This window comes from Bifidobacterium dentium JCM 1195 = DSM 20436 (assembly GCF_001042595.1).
GTDB classification, from domain to species: Bacteria; Actinomycetota; Actinomycetes; order Actinomycetales; family Bifidobacteriaceae; genus Bifidobacterium; species Bifidobacterium dentium.
This window is the reverse complement of record NZ_AP012326.1, coordinates 923,471-943,924: the sequence shown is the minus strand read 5'-3', so window position 1 is coordinate 943,924 and position 20,454 is coordinate 923,471. Positions and strand designations below refer to the sequence as shown.

15 protein-coding genes are annotated in these 20,454 nt (G+C 60.2%); 8 read left to right on the top strand and 7 right to left on the bottom strand.

Annotated elements, in window-relative coordinates:
• The first annotated feature begins 123 nt into the window (after nt 1-123).
• On the top strand, nt 124-2,661 hold the full coding sequence (locus BBDE_RS03990; protein WP_003840708.1) for a sensor histidine kinase: 2,538 nt from the start codon (nt 124-126) through the stop codon (nt 2,659-2,661).
• A 30-nt stretch (nt 2,662-2,691) separates the two neighbouring features.
• Nucleotides 2,692-3,438, top strand: a complete 747-nt coding sequence (locus tag BBDE_RS03985; protein WP_003840710.1) for a response regulator — start codon at nt 2,692-2,694, stop codon at nt 3,436-3,438.
• A 133-nt stretch (nt 3,439-3,571) separates the two neighbouring features.
• Here the strand turns inward: BBDE_RS03985 and BBDE_RS03980 are convergent, their stop codons facing one another.
• From BBDE_RS03980 to BBDE_RS03950, 7 genes are all read right to left on the bottom strand, one after another.
• On the bottom strand, nt 3,572-6,211 hold the full coding sequence (locus BBDE_RS03980) for an ABC transporter permease (protein ID WP_033489207.1): 2,640 nt from the start codon (nt 6,209-6,211) through the stop codon (nt 3,572-3,574).
• Between the two features lie 49 nt (nt 6,212-6,260).
• Entirely contained in the window at nt 6,261-7,052 is a 792-nt protein-coding gene (locus BBDE_RS03975) for an ABC transporter ATP-binding protein (RefSeq protein ID WP_012902048.1), read from the bottom strand.
• Nucleotides 7,053-7,172: 120 nt separating this feature from the next.
• On the bottom strand, nt 7,173-8,192 hold the full coding sequence (locus tag BBDE_RS03970) for an Lrp/AsnC family transcriptional regulator (RefSeq protein ID WP_003840715.1): 1,020 nt from the start codon (nt 8,190-8,192) through the stop codon (nt 7,173-7,175).
• A gap of 12 nt (nt 8,193-8,204) precedes the next feature.
• Nucleotides 8,205-9,014: an energy-coupling factor transporter transmembrane component T family protein gene (locus BBDE_RS03965; protein WP_003840718.1), complete on the bottom strand. Its 810-nt coding sequence runs from the start codon at nt 9,012-9,014 to the stop codon at nt 8,205-8,207.
• The gene (locus BBDE_RS03960; protein ID WP_003840719.1) at nt 9,014-10,603 is read right to left on the bottom strand and encodes an ABC transporter ATP-binding protein; all 1,590 of its coding nucleotides are present in this window, start codon (nt 10,601-10,603) and stop codon (nt 9,014-9,016) included. Before BBDE_RS03960 ends, BBDE_RS03965 begins: the two co-directional genes overlap by 1 nt.
• 122 nt (nt 10,604-10,725) lie before the next feature.
• Entirely contained in the window at nt 10,726-11,265 is a 540-nt protein-coding gene (locus tag BBDE_RS03955) for an ECF transporter S component (protein ID WP_012902045.1), read from the bottom strand.
• Nucleotides 11,266-11,546: 281 nt separating this feature from the next.
• Nucleotides 11,547-12,857 (bottom strand): O-acetylhomoserine aminocarboxypropyltransferase/cysteine synthase family protein, encoded by a 1,311-nt coding sequence (locus BBDE_RS03950; RefSeq protein ID WP_003840723.1) that lies wholly within the window; start codon nt 12,855-12,857, stop codon nt 11,547-11,549.
• Between the two features lie 329 nt (nt 12,858-13,186).
• Here BBDE_RS03950 and BBDE_RS03945 point away from each other — a divergent pair, with 329 nt between their 5' ends.
• From BBDE_RS03945 to BBDE_RS03920, 6 genes are all read left to right on the top strand, one after another.
• Complete coding sequence (locus BBDE_RS03945) at nt 13,187-14,062, top strand: bifunctional hydroxymethylpyrimidine kinase/phosphomethylpyrimidine kinase (protein ID WP_012902044.1); 876 nt, start codon at nt 13,187-13,189, stop codon at nt 14,060-14,062.
• Between the two features lie 161 nt (nt 14,063-14,223).
• Nucleotides 14,224-14,676, top strand: coding sequence for a YraN family protein (locus tag BBDE_RS03940; protein WP_003840731.1), 453 nt, complete (start codon nt 14,224-14,226; stop codon nt 14,674-14,676).
• Nucleotides 14,676-16,202, top strand: coding sequence for a YifB family Mg chelatase-like AAA ATPase (locus BBDE_RS03935; protein WP_003840732.1), 1,527 nt, complete (start codon nt 14,676-14,678; stop codon nt 16,200-16,202). The genes BBDE_RS03940 and BBDE_RS03935 overlap by 1 nt, the downstream gene beginning before the upstream one ends.
• Entirely contained in the window at nt 16,199-17,548 is a 1,350-nt protein-coding gene (locus tag BBDE_RS03930) for a DNA-processing protein DprA (protein ID WP_003840733.1), read from the top strand. The genes BBDE_RS03935 and BBDE_RS03930 overlap by 4 nt, the downstream gene beginning before the upstream one ends.
• A 59-nt stretch (nt 17,549-17,607) precedes the next feature.
• Entirely contained in the window at nt 17,608-19,467 is a 1,860-nt protein-coding gene (locus tag BBDE_RS03925; protein ID WP_003840734.1) for an FAD-binding protein, read from the top strand.
• 59 nt (nt 19,468-19,526) lie between these two features.
• Nucleotides 19,527-20,453: a succinate dehydrogenase/fumarate reductase iron-sulfur subunit gene (locus tag BBDE_RS03920; RefSeq protein ID WP_033489203.1), complete on the top strand. Its 927-nt coding sequence runs from the start codon at nt 19,527-19,529 to the stop codon at nt 20,451-20,453.
• The last annotated feature ends 1 nt before the right edge of the window (nt 20,454 follow it).

Below are 20,454 nucleotides of genomic sequence, written 5' to 3'. Positions count from 1 at the left end.
CGTCGCCGTCACCCTTGCCTTTCGCCGGAAAGGGTCGCTGGATCTTCCACCATACACGGCAGGCCCGTCTCATACCTGCGCATGATACCGTAATGGCCAGCCGCGCGTTACGCTTGAACCACTATGACTAGACTGCAGCGCCTGTTTTCGTGGATTCGCGGCCATGTGATCGTCGCAGACAGCATCATCACCGCATTGCTCGCCCTATTCATGTTTGGCCTTGGCAACAACATCGAGTTCAATCCCGGACTGCTGTATAACTATCCGGCGCAGGTGCAGATGGTCTGGTCGATCGCGTTGCTCGTTCCGCTCATCACGCGCCGGCGATGGCCTCAGATCAGTGCCTTGGCATTCGTGGTACTGGTGCTGCTGCATCTATTGTTCGGCCCATGCATGCTGATCACCGATTTTTTTGCGACGTTCATGCTGTATTCGGTGATTCTGTACGGCAACCCGCATAATTCGAAGGTGTTCATCGTGCTGGCATTCGCCGTCGATGGCCTGGCCTCAATCATCATGGGCTGGGCGATGACGGTCGGTCCGATCCTGGCCGTGGGCACCGGACAGTTCTCCGCCGTCGACGCAACGGTACTGAATGGTCTCTCCTCCTGCAACACCGTCTATTCCGGTCGGGGATTGTCGAACGACTGCACCGATACGATACTGCAGTACATGGTCATGATGTTCGTCGCCATCGCGCTGTGCTTGGCGTCGACGATCATCATCGCCTACTGGCAGCGTGCCCGTTTGATGACGGTACGGATGATGCAGGAACGCAATGACGCGATTGCCGCGCGCGAGGTCGAGGAGCGCAATATCGCGGCGCTGGCGGAGCGTGCACGCATCGCGCGGGACATGCATGACGTGGTGGCGCATACGTTGTCGATCATCATCGTGCAGTCCGACGGTGGCCGGTACGCCGGCGCGAACGATCCCGTCGTGGCACGTTCCACCATGGAGACGATCAGACATGAATCCGAGCATGCGCTGCATGACATGACCAGACTTCTTGGCGTATTCGGCGGATCTCCCCATGCCGACTACGCCGATATCGACGCATTGATCGCACAGGCACGTACCGTGGCACCCGACACCGTCATCACACGGGAGATCATCGGAGATGCACGTCCCGACATGTTGGGAGATCGGACAAGCGTGGCCATCTACCATGTGATGCAGGAATCGTTGACGAACATCCGCAAATATGCGGGACCGAAGGTGACCGTACATGTCACGGAATCATGGGATGACGGCACATTGACCGTGACCGTCACGGATAGCGGGCGTGGCGCTTCGGCCGGATTGGACGGGCATGCGCCCGGCTACGGATTGACGGGCATGCGCGAACGCATCGAAGCCGTGGGAGGATCGGTGACGTTCGGCCCGAGGATAGGAGGCGGGTTCGCCGTATGCGCGACGGTGCCGTTCGCCACGAATGCCAGTGCGATGTCCTCGCACTCCTCATGCAAAGACGCCCATGCGGCGTCGATGGCGATCGACGGGCTGCCGGCCGACGCTCCGGCCATGCGGTTGTCTGAATACGGGACATCCGGCGAGACGAGAACGATCCTCTCGCCGAAGTTGCCGACCTTGCCGACGATGCAGACGATACGAGCCAGTCTGCGGTCCAAGCCGATCGCCCAGGCCATCGATATCTCCGGACGTCGGTTCAATTGGGTGGAGCGGCTTTCGCAATGGACGCAACGGCATTACGTCTTGGTGGACACCATCGTCACGGCGCTGCTCATCATGACGTTCGGCTCGGCGTCGATCAGCCTGTTCTCCTACGGCATGGGCCCGGAGCAGCTACCATTTCGCATGCTGATCGTCATGGAACTGCTGCCGTTATGCATGCGAAGGAGATTCCCGGAAAGCTGCGCGCTGATCATAGCCATACTCTCCACGTTGCAACTGATCGTTTTCGAACCCATCGATCTTGCCAATATCGTGGCTTCGATGAGCGCATTGCATGCGGCGGTACTGTACGGAAGGGAAAGAGCGTGGCGTTGGACCGGACTCGTCTCCATCATCAATGCTCTCTTGGTCGGCGTGAAGGTCATGCTGTCGCTGCTTGACTACCCGAGCATATCGGTTTTCCTGATACAAGGCATCATCACATACGAGCCGAGACGGACCACATGGCTCGCATCCGGGGCGATATTCACCGGCCTGGTCTACACCATGGCTGTCCTGGCTACATGCGGAGGCGTCATCGCCATGGCTCGATGGACCCGTTCCAGCTGCTCGAACGCACTCGTCCTGCAGGCAAGGGAGGAGGCATTGATCGCCGAACAGGACAAGCAGAAGATTCTTGCGGCGAATCTGGAACGGGATCGTATCAGCACGAACATTCAGTCGGAGGTCACCGCCACGCTTAACAGCGTCATCGACCAGACCATCTCCGGATTACGCATGCTCGATGAAGCCAAGGCACACGGTGAAGAGCCCTCGGCGGAATCGATCGCGTCTGCGTTCGCGGCCATCGGAAGTCAGGGGCGTGAAGCATTGGCCCATATGCGCCAACTGCTGCGGGTACTGCGCGAGACCGGATTCAGCGATGAGGCTCATGCCGGCAAGTCCGAAGAGATGCGGCTCAAACCCGCTGCCTCATTGGACGAACAGATGAAATCAGGGTTTTTTCGGGGTATGTTCCAACGCTGACGGCGCAATGCTGCCGATAAGGTGGAAGGCATGAGTGAAGAGCAGAGAATTCGCGTGATCATCGCCGACGATCAGGAACTGGTACGCGCCGGTTTCGCCATGGTAATCGGCTCGCAGCCCGACATGATGGTCGCCGGTCAGGCTCGCGACGGAGCGGAAGCGGTGGCCTTGGCCGAAACACTGCATCCCGATGTGGTGCTGATGGATGTGCGCATGCCCGGCATGGACGGCATCGAAGCGACACGCCAGATCAGTTCATTGCAACATCGTTTCGCCGCAACTGGAGCGCAAACCGGCCCGCGGCGGACCCGTGTGATCATTTTGACGACGTTCGATCTGGACGAATACGTGATGGCCGCCATCAATGCCGGAGCATCCGGTTTCCTGCTCAAGGACACTGAACCGGAAACGTTGCTCAATTCGATTCGCACCGTATTCCAAGGCAATGCGATCATCGCACCGTCCGCAACGAAACGACTGATTGAAAGAATGATGGAAGGTGGGCTGACCGATCAAGACTCCCTCACCATCCCCGCGTCGGCGGACACTGCACCATCACGGCCGGCATATACTGACCCGGAACTGGATGAACTGACCGATCGTGAGCGTGAGGTCCTCATCGAAATCGCACACGGTCTGTCCAATCAGGAAATCGCCGACCGGTTGTTCATCAGCCTGCCGACGGTGAAAACGCACGTGGCGCATATCCTGTCGAAGATCAACGCCCGCGATCGTGTACAGGCGGTCGTCTTCGCCTACGAAAACCATCTGGTGTGACAGTTTCATCGGCACTGCAAAAAACGATTCATAACCACGGAAACCGGCCTGTTTATGACGCAGATATGTCATAAACAGGCCGGTTTCCGTGGTTATGGACCGGTTTCACGGCCAGAACCGCTCATTGAGTACCCTAGGACTCTGCAAGCGCTTCGACCGGCGGGGTGTTCACCGCACGTCGCGCCGGAAACACGCTGGCAAGCAGCGAGGCAGCGGCGGCCACACCCAACACGATGCCGTTGACGGTCCATTCGAACGGGAACGCCACCGTGCCGTACATGCTGAACACCACATACGAGCCGAGCCAGCCGAACAGGGTGCCGAGTATCACGCCGACCACGCCGGACACCAGTGAGATGAGCAACGCCTCCACGCCCAGTGAACGCCTGAGCTGGCCTCGGGTCATGCCGATGGCGCGCAGGGTGGCGGATTCACGGGTGCGTTCGATCACGGACAGCGACAGCGTGTTGGCCACGCCGACCAGTGCGATGAGCACGGCCACGGCGATCAGACCCACCATGAGCATCATCATGGAATCAATCGTCTTCCCCCACTGCGCACGTTCGGCGATCGGACCGGATACGGTTGCGTCGGTGCTCTTCGAGAGTGCGGATTGGAGGCTGTCGAATACACCGCTGAGCGTAGTGCCGGTTTCGTTGATCTTTACCAGCAATGTGTGCGAGTTCGTATCGAGATCGCCATTCGTGAAATGGCTCCCATCCACGAATCCCACGGCACCGTACCCGCTGGAGATGCGCCGGTAGTCGGCCTGTTTGACCTTGAGTTCGAGCGTGCGTTTCGTGTCGCCGTTCTCATCCCATGCAGTGCCAAAGGTGGCGGTTCCCTGACGGAACGTCATCCGTTTGCCGCTTTGCGCATTGTATTGCGGCATGAGCACGGTTCCGGCATCGATGGTGGAGTCGCCCAGATCCGCTCGAATCACGTTTTGCAACTCGCCGATGTTCTTCACGCCGATAAGCAGCGTACTGGCGGAGACACTGCCATCGGAGCCTTTCAGCTGCACGTTGGCGGATGGAGCATATACGACGTCCGCCACGCCCTTGACTGCCTTGACGGCGCTGGCCATCTGCTGGCTGATGTCACTTCCCGTGGCCACGACATCAACGCTGTAGCGGGTGGCGAGCGCATCGTTCATGGTCTCCTTGGCGCTGGCGGCACCGGTGGCGATGGTGGAGACGAGCGTCACGCCGATGAGCAATGCGGCTCCGGTAGCGGCGATGCGACGCGGATTCTTCTGGATATTGGCATGGGCCACCTTGGCGGAGGGACCGGACAGCGCTACCAGCGCGCCGACGCCTTTCATGAATATCGGCAGCCAGAAGACGGCGGTAAGCACGAGTCCCAGAAACACAAGTCCGGCACCGGCGATGGCGGCAAGCAGGATCACGACGAACCGATTGCCGCTGAGCATATCGACATCGCCGGTGGTCTGCATCTGCCATATCGAGAACGCCACAAGCGCGATACCAACCACGACGAACAACATGCCGAAGATGGCGCGCGCACGACCGGAGCGACGATCATCGGTCAGTTCGAGCGGACGCAACGCCTCCAGAGGGGTCACCGACGTCGCGGAACGTGCGGAACCCAAGGAGGCGAGCACGGTCATGATGACGCCGAATGCGATCGGCGCCACGAACACCTGCCAGGAGAAAATCAGATGCATGGTCTGCTTCATGACGCCGCTGGCGCACACGATTCCCATAAGCGCGCACCCGAACGCCACGCCCAACATGGATGCGATCAAGCCGAGCAGGCAGGATTCAAGCAGCACGGAGGCATACAGCTGCCCTTTCTTCGCGCCGATGGTGCGTAGCAGGGCAAGCGTACGGCGACGTTGGGCCACGAGTACCTGGAAGGTGTTGGCGATGACGAGTGCCGCCACGAGCATGGCCAGCACGCCGAAGCACAGCAGGAAGATGGTGACGATGCTGGTTTCGCCCACACCGATGCTCTTTATGTAGGCACTGCTGACTTCCTGACGCGACATGAGACTGAAATGCTTCGGCAGAAGCCCGTTCACCTCGTGGATGGTTTTCGCGGATACCGTATTGCCGTCCTTGGCGAGGTCGAGGTAGACCATGGTGGCTACTGCGGAATTGAAGTCACTCACTCCCTGCATCCGTGCGATGAGGTTGTCGGAAGCCACGATCGCGCCTCCATAATATGAGTAGACGCCATTGGGATCGGAGGTGATGCCGACCACCCGCACGTTCTCGGCCTGGGCCTTGCCGCCCTCGTCGTCGGTGGCGTAACGCGAGGTCAGTGTCACGGTATCGCCGATGTTCACGCCCAGCTGTTTGATGATGTTGCTCGGCAACGCGACTTCGTTGCTGTCGATGGGCCGGCTGCCTTCGGTGATGTCGACCGGCAGCAGTTTGCCGTTCCGTGCGGTGGAGATGGCCTCGCCGCTGATATTGTTGCCTGCTTTGGAGACGGTTACGCCGCTTTCCAAGGCGACCCGCACGCCGTTGACGCCTTCGATGCCGTTCATCCGGTCGAGGTGGAAGTCACCGACGGTCGTAGAATACACGTCATTCAGTGCTTGCTCACTCAACCCATCGGTGGAGGGGCTGATCGCATAGTTCGCCTTGCCGAACATGGAGGTCGCCTGGCGGGAAAGCGAATCATTCATGGCGTTGCCGAACAGGAAAGTGCTGGCGATGAACGCCGTGCCGATCATGATGGCGATGCCGGCCGGGATGAGCATGCGTCTGGTTTTGCGCATGAGTTTTATTGTGATGGACCACATGGTTGCCGTCGTTCCTTCTTCAGATTCTTGAACCGTTGTAATGCGCCGGTCAGCCGGCGTGACGTGCATTGGACGCGTTCCGCGTGGAAAGCTCTCGTTCCTTCATCAGCAGATCACTCATCTGGTCGGCGGTCGGATCGTCGACATCGGCCACGATGCGACCATCCGCGAACACGATGGCGCGGTCGGCATAGGAGGCCGCGACGGGGTCATGCGTAACCATGATGATGGTCTGTCCGAGCTCGTTGACGGAACGTTTCAGGAAGCTCAATACCTCAGCACTGGATATGGAGTCGAGATTGCCGGTCGGCTCATCGGCGAACACCAGCTGCGGCTTGGTGATCAGGGCGCGCGCGATGGCAACGCGCTGCTGCTGGCCACCCGACAATTCGTTCGGCCGGTGATGCAGACGTTCCTTCAATCCGAGTGTCTCGACCAGCAGGGCCAGCCATTGCCGGTCCGGCTTCTCACCGGCCAAGGTAAGCGGCATGAGGATGTTCTGCTCCGCGGTGAACATCGGCAGCAGGTTGAAGCTTTGGAAGATGAATCCGATCTTATGACGACGCAACAGGGTGAGCTGATTGTCGTTCAATCGCGTCAGATCGTCGCCATCGAACACGATGTGGCCGCCGGTGGCCGAATCCAACCCCGCCAGCGTATGCATCAACGTGGATTTGCCGGAGCCGGACGGCCCCATGATCGCGGTGAACCTGCCACGCTCGAAGCGTACGTTCACGTCGCGCAGCGCATGCACGACGTTTTCGCCACGGCCGTAATCCTTGACGAGGTCCACGGCCTCGATGGCCGTATCGTTGGTTTGCAGTACGTCCCTGATATCCATGTCATTGTTCCTTTCCTCGGACATATCTCCAAAGGTAGGGAACGATGACGTTTCCCGACATCATGCGCCGGTCTGACTTTTCATCTCATCCTTGAGTATGATGACCTCTAGGGGGTACGGTCAGTCATCCAGCAACACGCCCTCCCGCGGCGGCTCCAACCAGTAGGATTCCTTCTCCACACTGACCGTGGATGCCCACCAGGTCTGCTCGACGCCCGGCAGGGAACGGATGGATTCGTCGACCACACGCCACAGATCCTCATCGTCATCGGCGATGATCTCGATAAGATAGTCGGCTCCGTTCAGTCCGACTCCGCTCATCGCGTAGGTGACCTCGTCGATGTCGAGCAGCTGTTCGGCATCGAGACGATACGGGGGCTTGACGCCGATGCCGAGGAACGCCTGGCGGAATCCGCCGAGTCGCATGGGACTGACGGTGGCCATGATGCGCATCACCCCGGAATCCTCCAGTTTCTTGATACGCCCGCGAATGGCGGTATGCGTCACGCCGAGGCTCTCCCCCAACGCCGCATAGCTGGCCCTGCCATCCTTCTGCAACTGATTGAAGGTGTGCACGAAGCGTGCATCCAGACGATGCACCGGTATATCGGTGCCGACGCTCGCCTCGCGTTTCGTCATGAAACCGTGCTCCCCCTGCGCCGCCAGAAGACGGTTGACCACACTGACATTATGGTCGTCAAGCACCAGTCGTCCGCAGGAGAATACCTGGATGCGCGTCAACCCCGGCAGGGAACGCAGCTCATGCTTCAGGAAGCGGTCCATGCCTTCGGCCGAATACACCACCGCCTCGGCGATGATGTCGGCATCGCCCAGCGCACAGACCACGTAGGTGACCTGCGGCAACGATTTCAGTGCGGCCAATGCCTCATCGCGATGACCGTTGACGCGCAACCCCACCAATATCTGGCAGTAGTTGGCCAAACTTAACGGGTTAGCCACCGGAACGATGGTCATGATATTCGATTCGGTCAAACGCCGGTAGCTTTCCGTGGCCGCGTACACGGAAATGCCCACCTTGTCGGCGAGCGCCTGCATGGTCATGCGTCCGTTGCATTGCAGGGCCGAAACCACTTTGAGATCACGGGCGCTGATTGCCATACGGTTGATTTCCTGCATCATCGCATACCCCCATTAGAGCCATATCATTAACCATACACTGCATACGATCGCAGCCACGGTGATGAGCAACATTACCCAATCCTGCGCACGCATATGCAGTTTTACACGATAGGTGCGCCTGGCTCCCGTAAGGTTGAGACCGCGCGATTCCATGGCCCAGCCCACGCTTTGGCTCATCTTGTAGGCACGGATGAGTACGGCGATGATGATCGGCAGATATGATGTGAAGCGGTCGACGATGCGTACGACCGCATTGCGTTTCCTGCCGGTCGCGGTGACCTTGCCGCTGAGGTCGAGCCCTCGGGCGCGCTGTGCGGCCGAGACCGACTGGAAGATGGAGAAAAACACCGGAATGTACCGTAGCGCGGTGGCAAGGGTGAGGCCCGCCTTGTATGGCACTCCCAATGAGACAAGCCCACGGATGAATTTGGGCTGGTCGGTGGTGAACAGCGTGATGAAGCAGGCGAAGCCGAGTGCCGGGATGCGCAGGCCCATCACCGCGGCCATGAGCAGGTTCTCCTGGGTGAGCCTCAACCACCCCCAGCGCCACAGCACATGTGTGCCGGAAGTGTCGAAAATCGGCCATAGCACAACGATGAGCACGATGATTAGGGCAAGGATCTTCCACACCCAGGCGATACGTTCCGCAGGCACATGGTCGGTGACGAGCATGATGTGCTCGATGACGAGAATCGCGGCGATGAACATCCAGTTGCGCCAGACCAGGCACAGTACCAGCATGGCTACGGATATGAGGAATTTCACGCGCGGGTCGGCACGATGCAGCCAACCGTCGCCGGGAACATACAGATCGGCGTCCATCAGCGCTTCCTCCCTGTCTTGTTGTGATGTTTGGAGATCTTTCTGAGTCCATGCGTATTCGTGATCGGTTCATGCCGTTCGTGCTGGTCGGCTTGCGGATGCTGCGCCGATCCGGTTTTGTCTATCGGACCGAACTGCACGACATGGCCATCCTGCAACTGCAGCACATGGGAGCAGTATCGGTAGACGGCACGCATATCGTGGCTAATCATCACTATGGTGGTGCCCTGCTCGTTCAACCGTTTGATTGCGCCAAGGAAACGCTGCGAAAGCCTGTGATCGAGGCCTGCCGTTGGCTCGTCCAACACCAGAATCGGCGTGCGCATGGCCAGTACGGAAGCCAATGCCACCGCGCGTCGTTCACCGTAGCCAAGCGTGGCCGGCGACACCTCCTCATAGCGGTGCAGGTCGAACAGCGTCATCATCTCATCCACCCGCCTGAATACGGTTCCACCGTCCAATCCGAGTGCCGTAGGACCGAACGAGATCTCTTCGCGCGTGCTGGAGCAGAAGATCTGGTGGTCGGGATTCTGGAACACGAAGCCGACATGTGCCGCCATTTCGCCTACGCTGTGCTTCGCCACGTCAAGCCCATCCACCGTGATGGTGCCGCGGTCAGGTTTGAGCAGACCGTTGAGATGCTTGGCCAACGTGGTCTTGCCGGAACCGTTTCGGCCGATGAGCCCGACGAAGGAGCCGGGCATGATGCGGACGCTCACGTCGTCAAGCGCTGCGGAAGCGTTGCCTCCTTCCGTATAACGATGCGTCACATGCTCCATGGCGATGACGGGTTCGCCGGCGGCCGCTTCCGGCATCGCAACGATTCTCGGCAATGGGTCGGCCGCCATTTCGACGCCTGCGGATTCAAGCATGGCACGTTCACGGGTGAACATGCGCGCGTCGCCGTTGCGCACGAGTTCGCCATTGACCAGAAACAGCACCTGATCGGCCCAGCGTGCGATATGTTCGGTATCCTGTTCGGCCATGACCACGGTCAGCTGACGGGTTCGGCGAATGCGCTCGAGCGCGTCGAACACCTCCTGCTTGCCCTCCGGATCGAGCGCGGCGGTCGGTTCATCGAGAATCAGCACGTCGGGTTCGGCCGCCAGAGCCGCGGCGATGGCCACACGCTGCATCTGCCCGCCCGACAGGCTGGTAGGCACGCGCTTGCGGTAACCGGTCATGCCGACCAGTTCAAGCATGTCATCGATGCGACGGTCCATGGTTTCGGGGTCAATGCCTCGGTTTTCCAAGGGGAAGGCGATCTCATCCTCTACGGAGGCGCAGAACAGTTGGGATTCCGGATCCTGCTGCACGTATCCGACGTGTTGGGAAAGCTGCGAGACCGAGTATCGGGCGGTGTTCATGCCGTTGACCACGACGGTGCCGCTCATCGTGCCATCGGCAAGATTGGGGATGATGCCGGCCAACGCCATGCACAACGTGGATTTTCCGGCTCCCGTCGGGCCGATGACGCCTACGAACGAGCCGGATGGAACATCGAAGTCGATATGCCTCAGACTCTCGACGGCCTTACCCCCGTCCGTTAACGGCGCATACTTCCACCCTAGGTCGCGAACCGTGATCATGCCACTCACCCCATGCTCCTATTGACACGCTTCGTTCAGATTCCGACAAGCAAAACCCGTGGGCTCCCCCATTCAACGGTGAATCCCACGGGTCTGACATCTTTCTCAGAATAATGTATCACTCACTCACTGGTCTTGATGCCGAGATTGCCCATTCGCGCCAACGGCGGATACGCTTTGCGAACGGCGGAAAACAGCGCCAGTCCCACAATCAGGCCAACCACCATCCGGAAGGAGTTTCCCAAAATCTCCCCAAGCGCCGGACCGAAGCCGGACAGGATGCCCCCTGCGATGAAGTAGCCGAACACCTTCCACACTCCGGCCACCAAGGAACCGGCGATGATGTTGAATGGCTTGAACTCCCTGATGATCAACCCTGCGATGACCGCCTGCAGACCATCGATGACGAACGTGAAGATGGCCCATTGCGGATATCCGGAAATCAGATCGGACAACGCCGGACCGAGACCGCCGACGATGCCGCCGACCCATGGACCGAACGCATAGGCGCTGAAGAAGATCATGGTGTCGGACAGGTTCAGATAGCCACGGGTCGGGGTCGGGATCTTCACGAACATGGTCAGCACGGTGGTAACGGCCGTCATGATGGCGATGAGCGGAATGATGTTGGCCCGCAGCGTCTTCTTGATTCCAGTGGCCATGGATACCTTCTTTCTCACTTTAACAAATCGTCAATATCTCAATCAATATCATATATTTTGAAATGAATTATAGTTTTTTTATTCAAAAGATAAAAAATCGATATTGTTTTTCGTGACAATCGAGATGATATACCATCCATGCTACAAACCCTCACATCCGTTTTACCGACGACATACGGGCAACATGAAGGGTCCCGCGCTTCGCAGGAAGCACGGGACCCCCATCCTACGACCTTACGGTCGCATGCGGAACCACCCCTTCGCTAGGTCCCGCAGGTCGGTCACTCGGCCAGGCCGGAGGCACGCAGGGCCTCGAAGCCGCCCTTCAGATCATCGAGAATGTCGTCGATGTTCTCGATGCCGATGGACAGGCGGATGGTGCCCTGGTGAATGCCCTGGTCCTCGAGCTCCTCAAGGGTCTCCTGGGAGTGCGTGGTGGAGGCCGGATGGATCACCAGGCTCTTGGCGTCGGCCACGTTGGCCAGCAGGCTGAACAGGTGCAGATTGTCGATGAACACGCGTGCCGCATCCTTGCCGCCCTTGATGTCGAAGGTGAAGATGGAGCCGCCGCCGTTCGGGAAGTACCGCTTGTACAGATCGTTATCCTTGCGGCCTTCGATGGACGGATGGGAGATGGATTCGACCTCCGGAACGGTCTTCAGGTAGTCGATGACCTTCAGGGCGTTCTCGACATGGCGCTCGACGCGCAGGGACAGGGTCTCAGTGCCCTGCAGCAGCAGGAAGGCCGCGAACGGGGACAGGGTGGCACCGGTGTCACGCAGCAGAATGGCACGCACACGGGTCACGAACGCCGCACCACCGAGGGCCTCGTAGAAGTTCAGGCCGTGGTAGGACGGATCCGGCTCGGTCAGGGTCGGGAACTTGCCCGGCACCTCGGCCCAGTTGAAGTTGCCGCCTTCCACGATGACGCCGCCGAGGGTGGTGCCATGGCCGCCGATGAACTTGGTGGCCGACTCCACCACGACGTCCGCGCCGTGCTCCAGCGGACGGAACAGATAAGGCGTGGCGAAGGTGTTGTCGACGATCACCGGCAGATGGTGCTTATGGGCGATGGCGGTGATGGCTTCGAAGTCCGGCAGGTCGGCGTTCGGGTTGCCGAAGGTCTCGAAATAGACGAGCTTGGTGTTCTCCTGGATGGCATCCTCGAACTCCTGCGGGTTCTCGGCGGAGACGAAGGTGGTGGTGATGCCGTCGCGCGGCAGGGTGTGACGCAGCAGGTTGAAGGTGCCGCCATAGATGTTCTTGGCCGCCACGATGTGGTCGCCGCTCTGGGTGATGTTACGCACGGCATACTCCACGGCGGCGGCGCCGGAAGCGACCGCCAGGCCGGCGGTACCGCCTTCGAGGGCGGCGATGCGATCCTCGAACACACCCTGGGTGGAGTTGGTCAGACGGCCGTAGATGTTGCCCGGGTCAGCCAGACCGAAGCGGGCCTCGGCGTGATCGAAGTTATGGAAGACGTAGCTGGTGGTCTGGTAGATCGGCACCGCGCGGGAGTCGGTGGCCGGGTCGGCCTGCTCCTGTCCGACATGCAGCTGCAACGTCTCAAAACGATAGTTCTCGTTTGCCATGGTGGTCTCCTTCGGATGGATTCGTGCCTGATATTCGACCTTCCGCCCTGCCGTGCGCTTGGCGGTTGGTCGGGTGTTGCTAGCGACAATAAACCGGGGGTGAAGCCCTGCGCAAGCCGAACGTTATCGCGCTTACCTATACCCCTTTATAAAGCGTTGGAATCATTGGTTTCCCACCTTGCCGTTCACCTCGAAAACCTTCTGCACAGGCCGACGACACGCCGATGTCGGGGCGAATCGAATCCGTGGCGCCGAAAACGGTTTCCTCCCAAGGTCAACGCACCGGCTAAAGTCGTTCAACAGATATGACCGACGGAAGAGGTTTCGATATGAGCGACGAGATTCTGTACGACCGTGACCCACAGTACATTCCGCGTGTGGCCGCAGTGCATGACATGTGCGGCTATGGCAAATGTTCGCTGACGGCGGCCATTCCGATTCTGTCGGCGGCCGGTTGCGACGTGTGTCCGGTGCCGACGGCGTTGTTTTCCGCGCATACGCGCTATACGGTCTTCACGTTCCACGATACGACCGAGATCCTGGACGGCTATCTGGATGCATGGCGCAAGGAGAACGTCGAGTTGGACGGCGTCTACTCCGGCTTCCTCGGTTCCGCGGATCAGGTCGCGATCATCAGGCGTCTGTATGACGAATACCCGCACGCCTTGCGATTGGTGGACCCGGTGATGGGCGACGGCGGGCAGATCTATGCCACCTACACGCCCGAACTGTGCGAGGCGATGGGTTCGCTGGTCGACGGCGCGGATGTGCTGATGCCGAATCTGACCGAGGCCTCCCTGCTGACGGACCGCGCATATCCCGGACAGAACATTTCGGATGCCCAGGTGAACGACATCATCGACGCACTGCTGTTACGTGGCGCGAAAAACGTAGTGCTCAAGGGAATCGATCGAAACGACGGCAAGATTCGCAACTACGTCGCGTCCGCGATATCGGGAGCCTCGGGCAAGCAGGAACTGGCACACGACAAGCTTCCGTTCATGACGCATGGCACCGGTGATGCGTTCGCCTCGGCCCTGTGCGGGGCTGTGATGGCCGGCAGGTCTCTGGGTGAATCCGCGTATATCGCCGGCGAATTCGTACGTCACGCCATGGAAAGCACACAATATCAGCCGCACCACGACGAACGTGGCGTCAGCTTCGAATTGAATCTGGGAGAGCTGACGGGACTCGTGCGCCGTTAGTCCTTCCGCGATGCTCCCTCATGGTTCGGGCGTGTTGTGGATTGTTGTGGATTGATGATCGCCATCCACCGGCAATCCACAACACGCCCGAAGACGTTCGACTTATCCACATTCGCCATTCGGCCTTGCCTCGGGACATCCGTCTCTGTTCCACTTGAATCATGAACGGCAACATCACACCCGAGCTTCCGGTCGCGACGCCGCCATCGGAGCAACCCCTTGATTCTCTTGCACAGCGGCTGCACGACGGCACGCTATCCACCCGCCAAATCGGCGCGCTCGGCGAACAATACGCCGCCGCATGGCTTCAGTGCCGCGGCTGGCGCATTCTCGACCGTAACTGGCATTGCCGTTATGGCGAACTCGACATCGTGGCCCGCAGCGAAGCGGGTTGCATCACGTTCGTCGAAGTCAAGACCAGACGCACCCTTCGCTATGGCACCCCGCAGGAGGCGGTCACCGCTTCCAAGCAGATCAACCTGCGACATGCGGCGGTGCAATGGCTGATGGAACCCAGTCACCGCGTTCCCCATAATGGGGTGCGCTTCGACGTCATCACCGTCATCGTACGCGCAGGCAGACCGCTGGTGCATCATATCGAAGGAGCGTTCTGATGGCCATCGGCAGCGCATTGTCAGTCGGTCTGATCGGACTGAAGGCCTTCATCATCCAGATTCAGGCCTTCATATCCCCCGGCCTACCGTATTTTTCCATCATCGGACTGCCCGACACCTCACTTTCCGAGGCGAAGGAACGGGTCAAGTCAGCATGTCAGGCCAGCGGCTTCAAATGGCCCGAAACCCGTGTCACGGTAAATCTCTCCCCCGCCTCCATGCCGAAAAAAGGATCCTCGCATGATCTGGCCATCGCGGCAAGCGTACTCAGTGCATCCGGCACCATCGGGCATGATTGCTTGGCTGACACCATCGTATTGGGCGAAGTCAATCTCGACGGCACCGTACTTCCCGTCAACGGCCTGCTACCGATCATGCTGCATGCGCGGGAACAGGGCATACGGCAGGTCATCGTACCCCACGCCAACATCGACGAGGCCCGGCTCATCGACGACATCGACGTGATCGGCGTACGTCATGTGGGCGAACTCATCGAACTGATGGGAGGCCATGCCACATACCATATACCGGACACCCAGCGCGATATCGGAACCGGTATGGACGTCACCCAATGCTCTGCGCCCGGAGACATGTGCGAAGTTGTCGGCCAGGAATCGACCAAATGGGCTTTGGAAGTCGCGGCGGCCGGAGGCCACCATCTGCTCATGACCGGCCCTCCCGGCACCGGCAAGACCATGCTTGCCTCTCGCATGCCCGGCATCATGAGCCCGTTGAATGAGACGGAGCAACTGGAGATCGCCTCGATCCGTTCGCTCTGCGGCACGCTACCCAGCTATGGCATCACCGATGTTCCGCCATTCGAAGCGCCGCACCATACCGCTTCCATGGCATCCTTGGTAGGCGGAGGAACGGGATTGGCCCAACCAGGTGCCATCACCAGGGCGCATCGTGGCATCCTGTTCATGGATGAGGCCCCGGAATTTTCCGCACGCGCATTGCAGACGCTGCGCGAACCGTTGGAGTCGGGCTACGTGGCGATCTCGCGTTCGAAAGGCACCACCTACTACCCGGCCCGATTCCAGCTCATCATGGCCGCCAACCCATGCCCCTGCGGTTTTTCCTATGGCAATGGCGAACGTTGCGCCTGCAAAGAGAAGGACCGCATCAAATACTTCAGCCGTCTTTCCGGTCCGATTCTCGACCGTATCGACATTCAAGTCGAAGTGCTGCCGGTCGACCGCATCGATTCGGGAAGCCGACAGACCGGCGAATCCAGCCACACAATCCGACTGCGGGTCATGGTGGCCCGACAGATGGCCCAGGAACGCTTCCGCGAATACGGATGGTCCTGCAACGCGCAAGCCACCGGCACGTGGTTGCGCGCCAATACCTCACATAAGGCCATCGCATTGGTCAATCGAGCTCTGGCAAGCGAGCGGCTCAGCCTACGCGGGGCGGACCGGGCCATGCGCCTCGCCTGGACACTCGCCGATCTGGCCGGCAAATCCTCCCCCGGGCCCACGGAAATGATGCAGGGAATCTCCATGCGAACGAGGTTGTCATGAATGAGACGCTCCATCCAGTCGACGAGGAGACTTTGGCAAGGGCCGTACTGACGTACTGCCTGGACAGTGCGGACGCCATGATGTATGCGCTGCTGAAGGGTACGGGCAGCGCCACCAGCGCTCTGCAACTGATCGCCGACTGCGGTCCAGGCAAACACGAAGGGGTAGTCACCGCAGCCTGCAAAGCATTGGACGCGGCCTTCATCAACGGCATCACCCGGTGGGGACGCACCATCAACGCTCGCGGCATGTCTTCATTCCATGGTTCGCTCGCGTCATGGCAACAGCGTCTGGCCACGTTGCCCTCACATGACCCTCAGCAGCTGGAATGCTGGTTCACGGCCGCAGGCACGCAGTGGATCATCGCCCCTCACCATCCCTATTGGCCATCCCAACTCGCCGATCTGTCGTTGCGTACCGACTGGGCCGCCCCACTATGCCTATGGGGGCGTGGCGATCCTGAAGCACTGGTCTCCTGCCCCAAACCGGTGGGCATAGTCGGCTCGCGGGGCGTCAGCGATTATGGTCGCCAGTGCGCGTTCGAACTCGCCCGTCAAGCGGCCCGAGCCGGACATACGGTCGTGTCCGGCGGCGCATTGGGCACGGATGCCGCCGCCCACTGGGGAGCGTTGGCCGCCATGGATGAGGTCGGTGCCGGCATCAGCGGCAGAACCGTGGCGGTTTTCGCCGGAGGGCTCAACCACATCGGCCCGAAGAGCAACGCGCGACTGTTCGAACGCATCGTCGACGGCAAAGGCGCCCTGGTCTCCGAACTATGCCCTGCGACCATTCCGGAGGCACGACGTTTTCTCCTACGCAACCGACTCATCGCCGCATTGTCGTCAACGGTGATCGTGGCGCAGGCACGAGCCAGGTCAGGAGCCCTGAACACCGCCGGATGGGCCGGCGAGCTCAATCGCGAACTCTACGCCGTTCCCGGAGACGTCACCATGCCCCACAACACCGGATGTAACCGGCTCATTCAGGACGGCAAGGCGTCAATCGTCTGCTCGCTGAGCGACATCGGCGAACTGTGCCATGAGGCACATCGGCCGCATATCACCGCATCGTCGAAAGCCGAAGACCTCCCGCCATCCGACGACCCGGACCACTGCAAGGAAGACGATGGCACGAACACGGCCGGCAACGACATCCTGCATGCCATTCGCGCATGCCGCAGCCGTTACGGCACCGTGTCGGCCGACGGCATCCTCGACATGCTGAACGAATCGCATCCGGACGAATACTCCATTGCGGCGATCATGCAGGAGCTTGGCGCATTGGAGCTTTCCGGCATCATCACCATGGAGGCGGGGCGGATCGCCATCGCATCCGGCGGTGCGTAAGGTCGCGATCCACACGAGGGCTCTGCCGTTTCGTCGTACCTTGTGCGAGAATCGTTGGTATGAGTCCGAAGCATGTTGAAGATCTGTATGATGCGGTAATCGTAGGAGCCGGCGCGGCGGGCCTGTCGGCGGCGTTGGGAATGCTGCGCAGCGAACAGATGCGCGACCTGAAGGCCAGAGGCATCGACCCGAACATCCTAGTGGTTTCCAAACTCCAGCCGTTGCGTTCGCACACCGGTTCAGCCGAGGGCGGCATCGCCGCCAGCCTGGGCAATGTCGAGAAAGATGACTGGCACTGGCATTATTTCGACACCGTCAAGGGCGGCGATTGGCTGGTGGATCAGGATGCCGCCAGTCTGCTCGCCCAAGAGGCCCCCGCCACCGTCATCGCGCTCGAACATGCCGGCGTGGCATTCTCCCGTACCGAGGACGGCCATATCGCCCAGCGTCGTTTCGGAGGCCATACCAAGGATTTCGGTAAGGCACCCGTCCGTCGTGCCGCCTATGCGGCCGACCGCATCGGCCACCAGATCCTGTTCTCGCTGTGGCAGCAGTGCGTGGCCGAAGGCATCGAATTCGCCGAGGAATGGTATGTGACCGACCTGGTCGTCTCACAGGACGGTTCGAAGGTCGAAGGCGTGGTGGCGTTCGACACGCATAAGGGTGTGGCGCATGCCATTCATGCACGCAATGTGCTTATCGCCACCGGTGGTGCGGGACGGTTGTTCCACACCACCTCGAATTCCTGGGATCTGACAGGCGATGGCATGGCATTGGCGTTGACTGCCGGGCTGCAGCTTGAGGACGCCGAATTCGTGCAGTTCCATCCGACCGGGCTCGCGCATACGGGCATTCTGCTGTCCGAAGCGGCTCGTGCCGAAGGCGGCGTGCTGCGCAATGCCGATGGCGAGGCTTTCATGGAACGTTACGCGCCGGGGCATGCCGATCTGGCCGCCCGCGATGTGGTAAGCCGCTCCATCATGGCCGAAATCGACGCGGGGCGAGGAGTCGCCGATCCGAAGGATCCGGAAGGCCCGAAGGATTGCGTATGGCTCGATATGACCGGCATCGAAGCCCGGCACATGCACGAGGTACTGCCTCAGGTGGTCGAGACCATTGAGAAGTACGCCGACCTCGATCCGACCGTGCACTACGTACCGGTCAAGCCGACCGCGCATTACACGATGGGCGGCATGCCCGTAAGTACCGATGGCGAGGTCTACCGCTGGCACGATGACGAACGTCATACGGTCGCGGGACTGTTCGCCGCCGGCGAATGTTCCTGCGTATCCGTGCATGGCGCGAACCGACTGGGAGGTAACTCCCTGCTGGACGCCTGCCTGTTCGGCACCCGTTCCGGTCAGGCGATGGCGGCACGCATCGTCAATGATCCGGTGAATGATCCGATGGCTGAGGAACCGATGGAAGATGCCGGAGTCGACGTCGTGGAGCGAACGGCCTCCGCACGTACCGCCGAGATCAAGGATCTGCTGGTGACGGCACCGGAAGATGACGAAGCAGGCCGGGACAATCCATATCAGCTGATGGCCGATCTGGGATCGGTGATGGAGCGCGCCGTCGCCGTACGTTGCGACGAGGACGGCATTGAGCGGGCGCTCACCGTACTGCATGACGAGCTTGAGCCACGGGCCGAACGGTTGCACGCGCATTCCGATGCACCGACCTTCAATCAGGAGATTACCGCCATCTGGGAGGTGCGTCATCTCATCGAGCTGGGCGAAGCCGTACTGAAGGCCTCCGATGCACGCCATGAATCCCGAGGATCCCTGAAGCGCCTCGACTTCCCTGAACGCGACGACGAGCATTTCCTCGCCCATTCCATGGTCGATGCGGACGGTCAGGTCTCCTGGCAGCCCGTGCATATTGTGGACATGCCGCCAAAAACCCGTGAATATTAGTGTTTCTGGGCACAGCATATGGCAAACTGGTTGACGGTTTTCATCGGAAAGGCGGGTACATGAGCGATATGGGAAACGGCGTGAGCACGGTGACATTGCGCGTGAATCGGTTCGCTCCGCGCCCGGATCGCGACCGCGGTCGTGGCGGCAGCCCGTTCGCGAAGAAAAGCTCACCCTTCGGCGACTCGGGCGCATCGTCGCGGCGCCGTCCTCGCGGCAAACAGTGGGTGCAGGACTATACGTTGAATGCACGCCCGGAAGATACGCTGCTTGATTGCCTGCTGAGCATCAAACGCACCATCGACCCGACGCTCGCCTTCCGCTACTCCTGCGGCCATGGCATGTGCGGATCCGACGCCGTGGCCATCAACGGCACCCCCACCCTGTTGTGCACTGCGACCATCAAAGACTGGGCCAAGCAGCCGAATAGCTCCATGGTCGATGACGAAGGTTTCCGCCATACGGGAGATGCCGTGGCGGTCGAAGACGGTGCCGCCGATGATTCCGGCAGTCTCGGCGTCATCGAGTTGGCACCATTGCCGGGCTTTCCGGTACAGCGCGATCTGATCGCCGACATCGACCAGATGCTCGACCAAATCAGAAGGCTCAAGCCATATCTGCAGGCGAACGGTGAGCTGGCCACCACCGCCGAAGGTAAGATCGATGCGTTCGAATATCTGCAACGCCCCGAACAACTCGCCAAATACGAACAGCTGAGCAACTGCATTGCGTGTGGTACCTGTGAGGGTAGCTGCCCGGTATATGCCGGCGGCGAAGCCTTCATCGGTCCGGCCGCACTCATCACCGCCTCCCGTTTCATCAACGATTCACGAGATACACAGGCCTCTGCGCGTATGGATGCCATCGATTCGGCCGACGGCATCGCAGCATGCCAGTCGGTGCGCGCCTGTAGCCGTGAATGCCCGCGTGGCATTGACGTCGGTGAGGAAATCTGGCAGCTGATCGCCCAAATCAAGGAACGCTGAA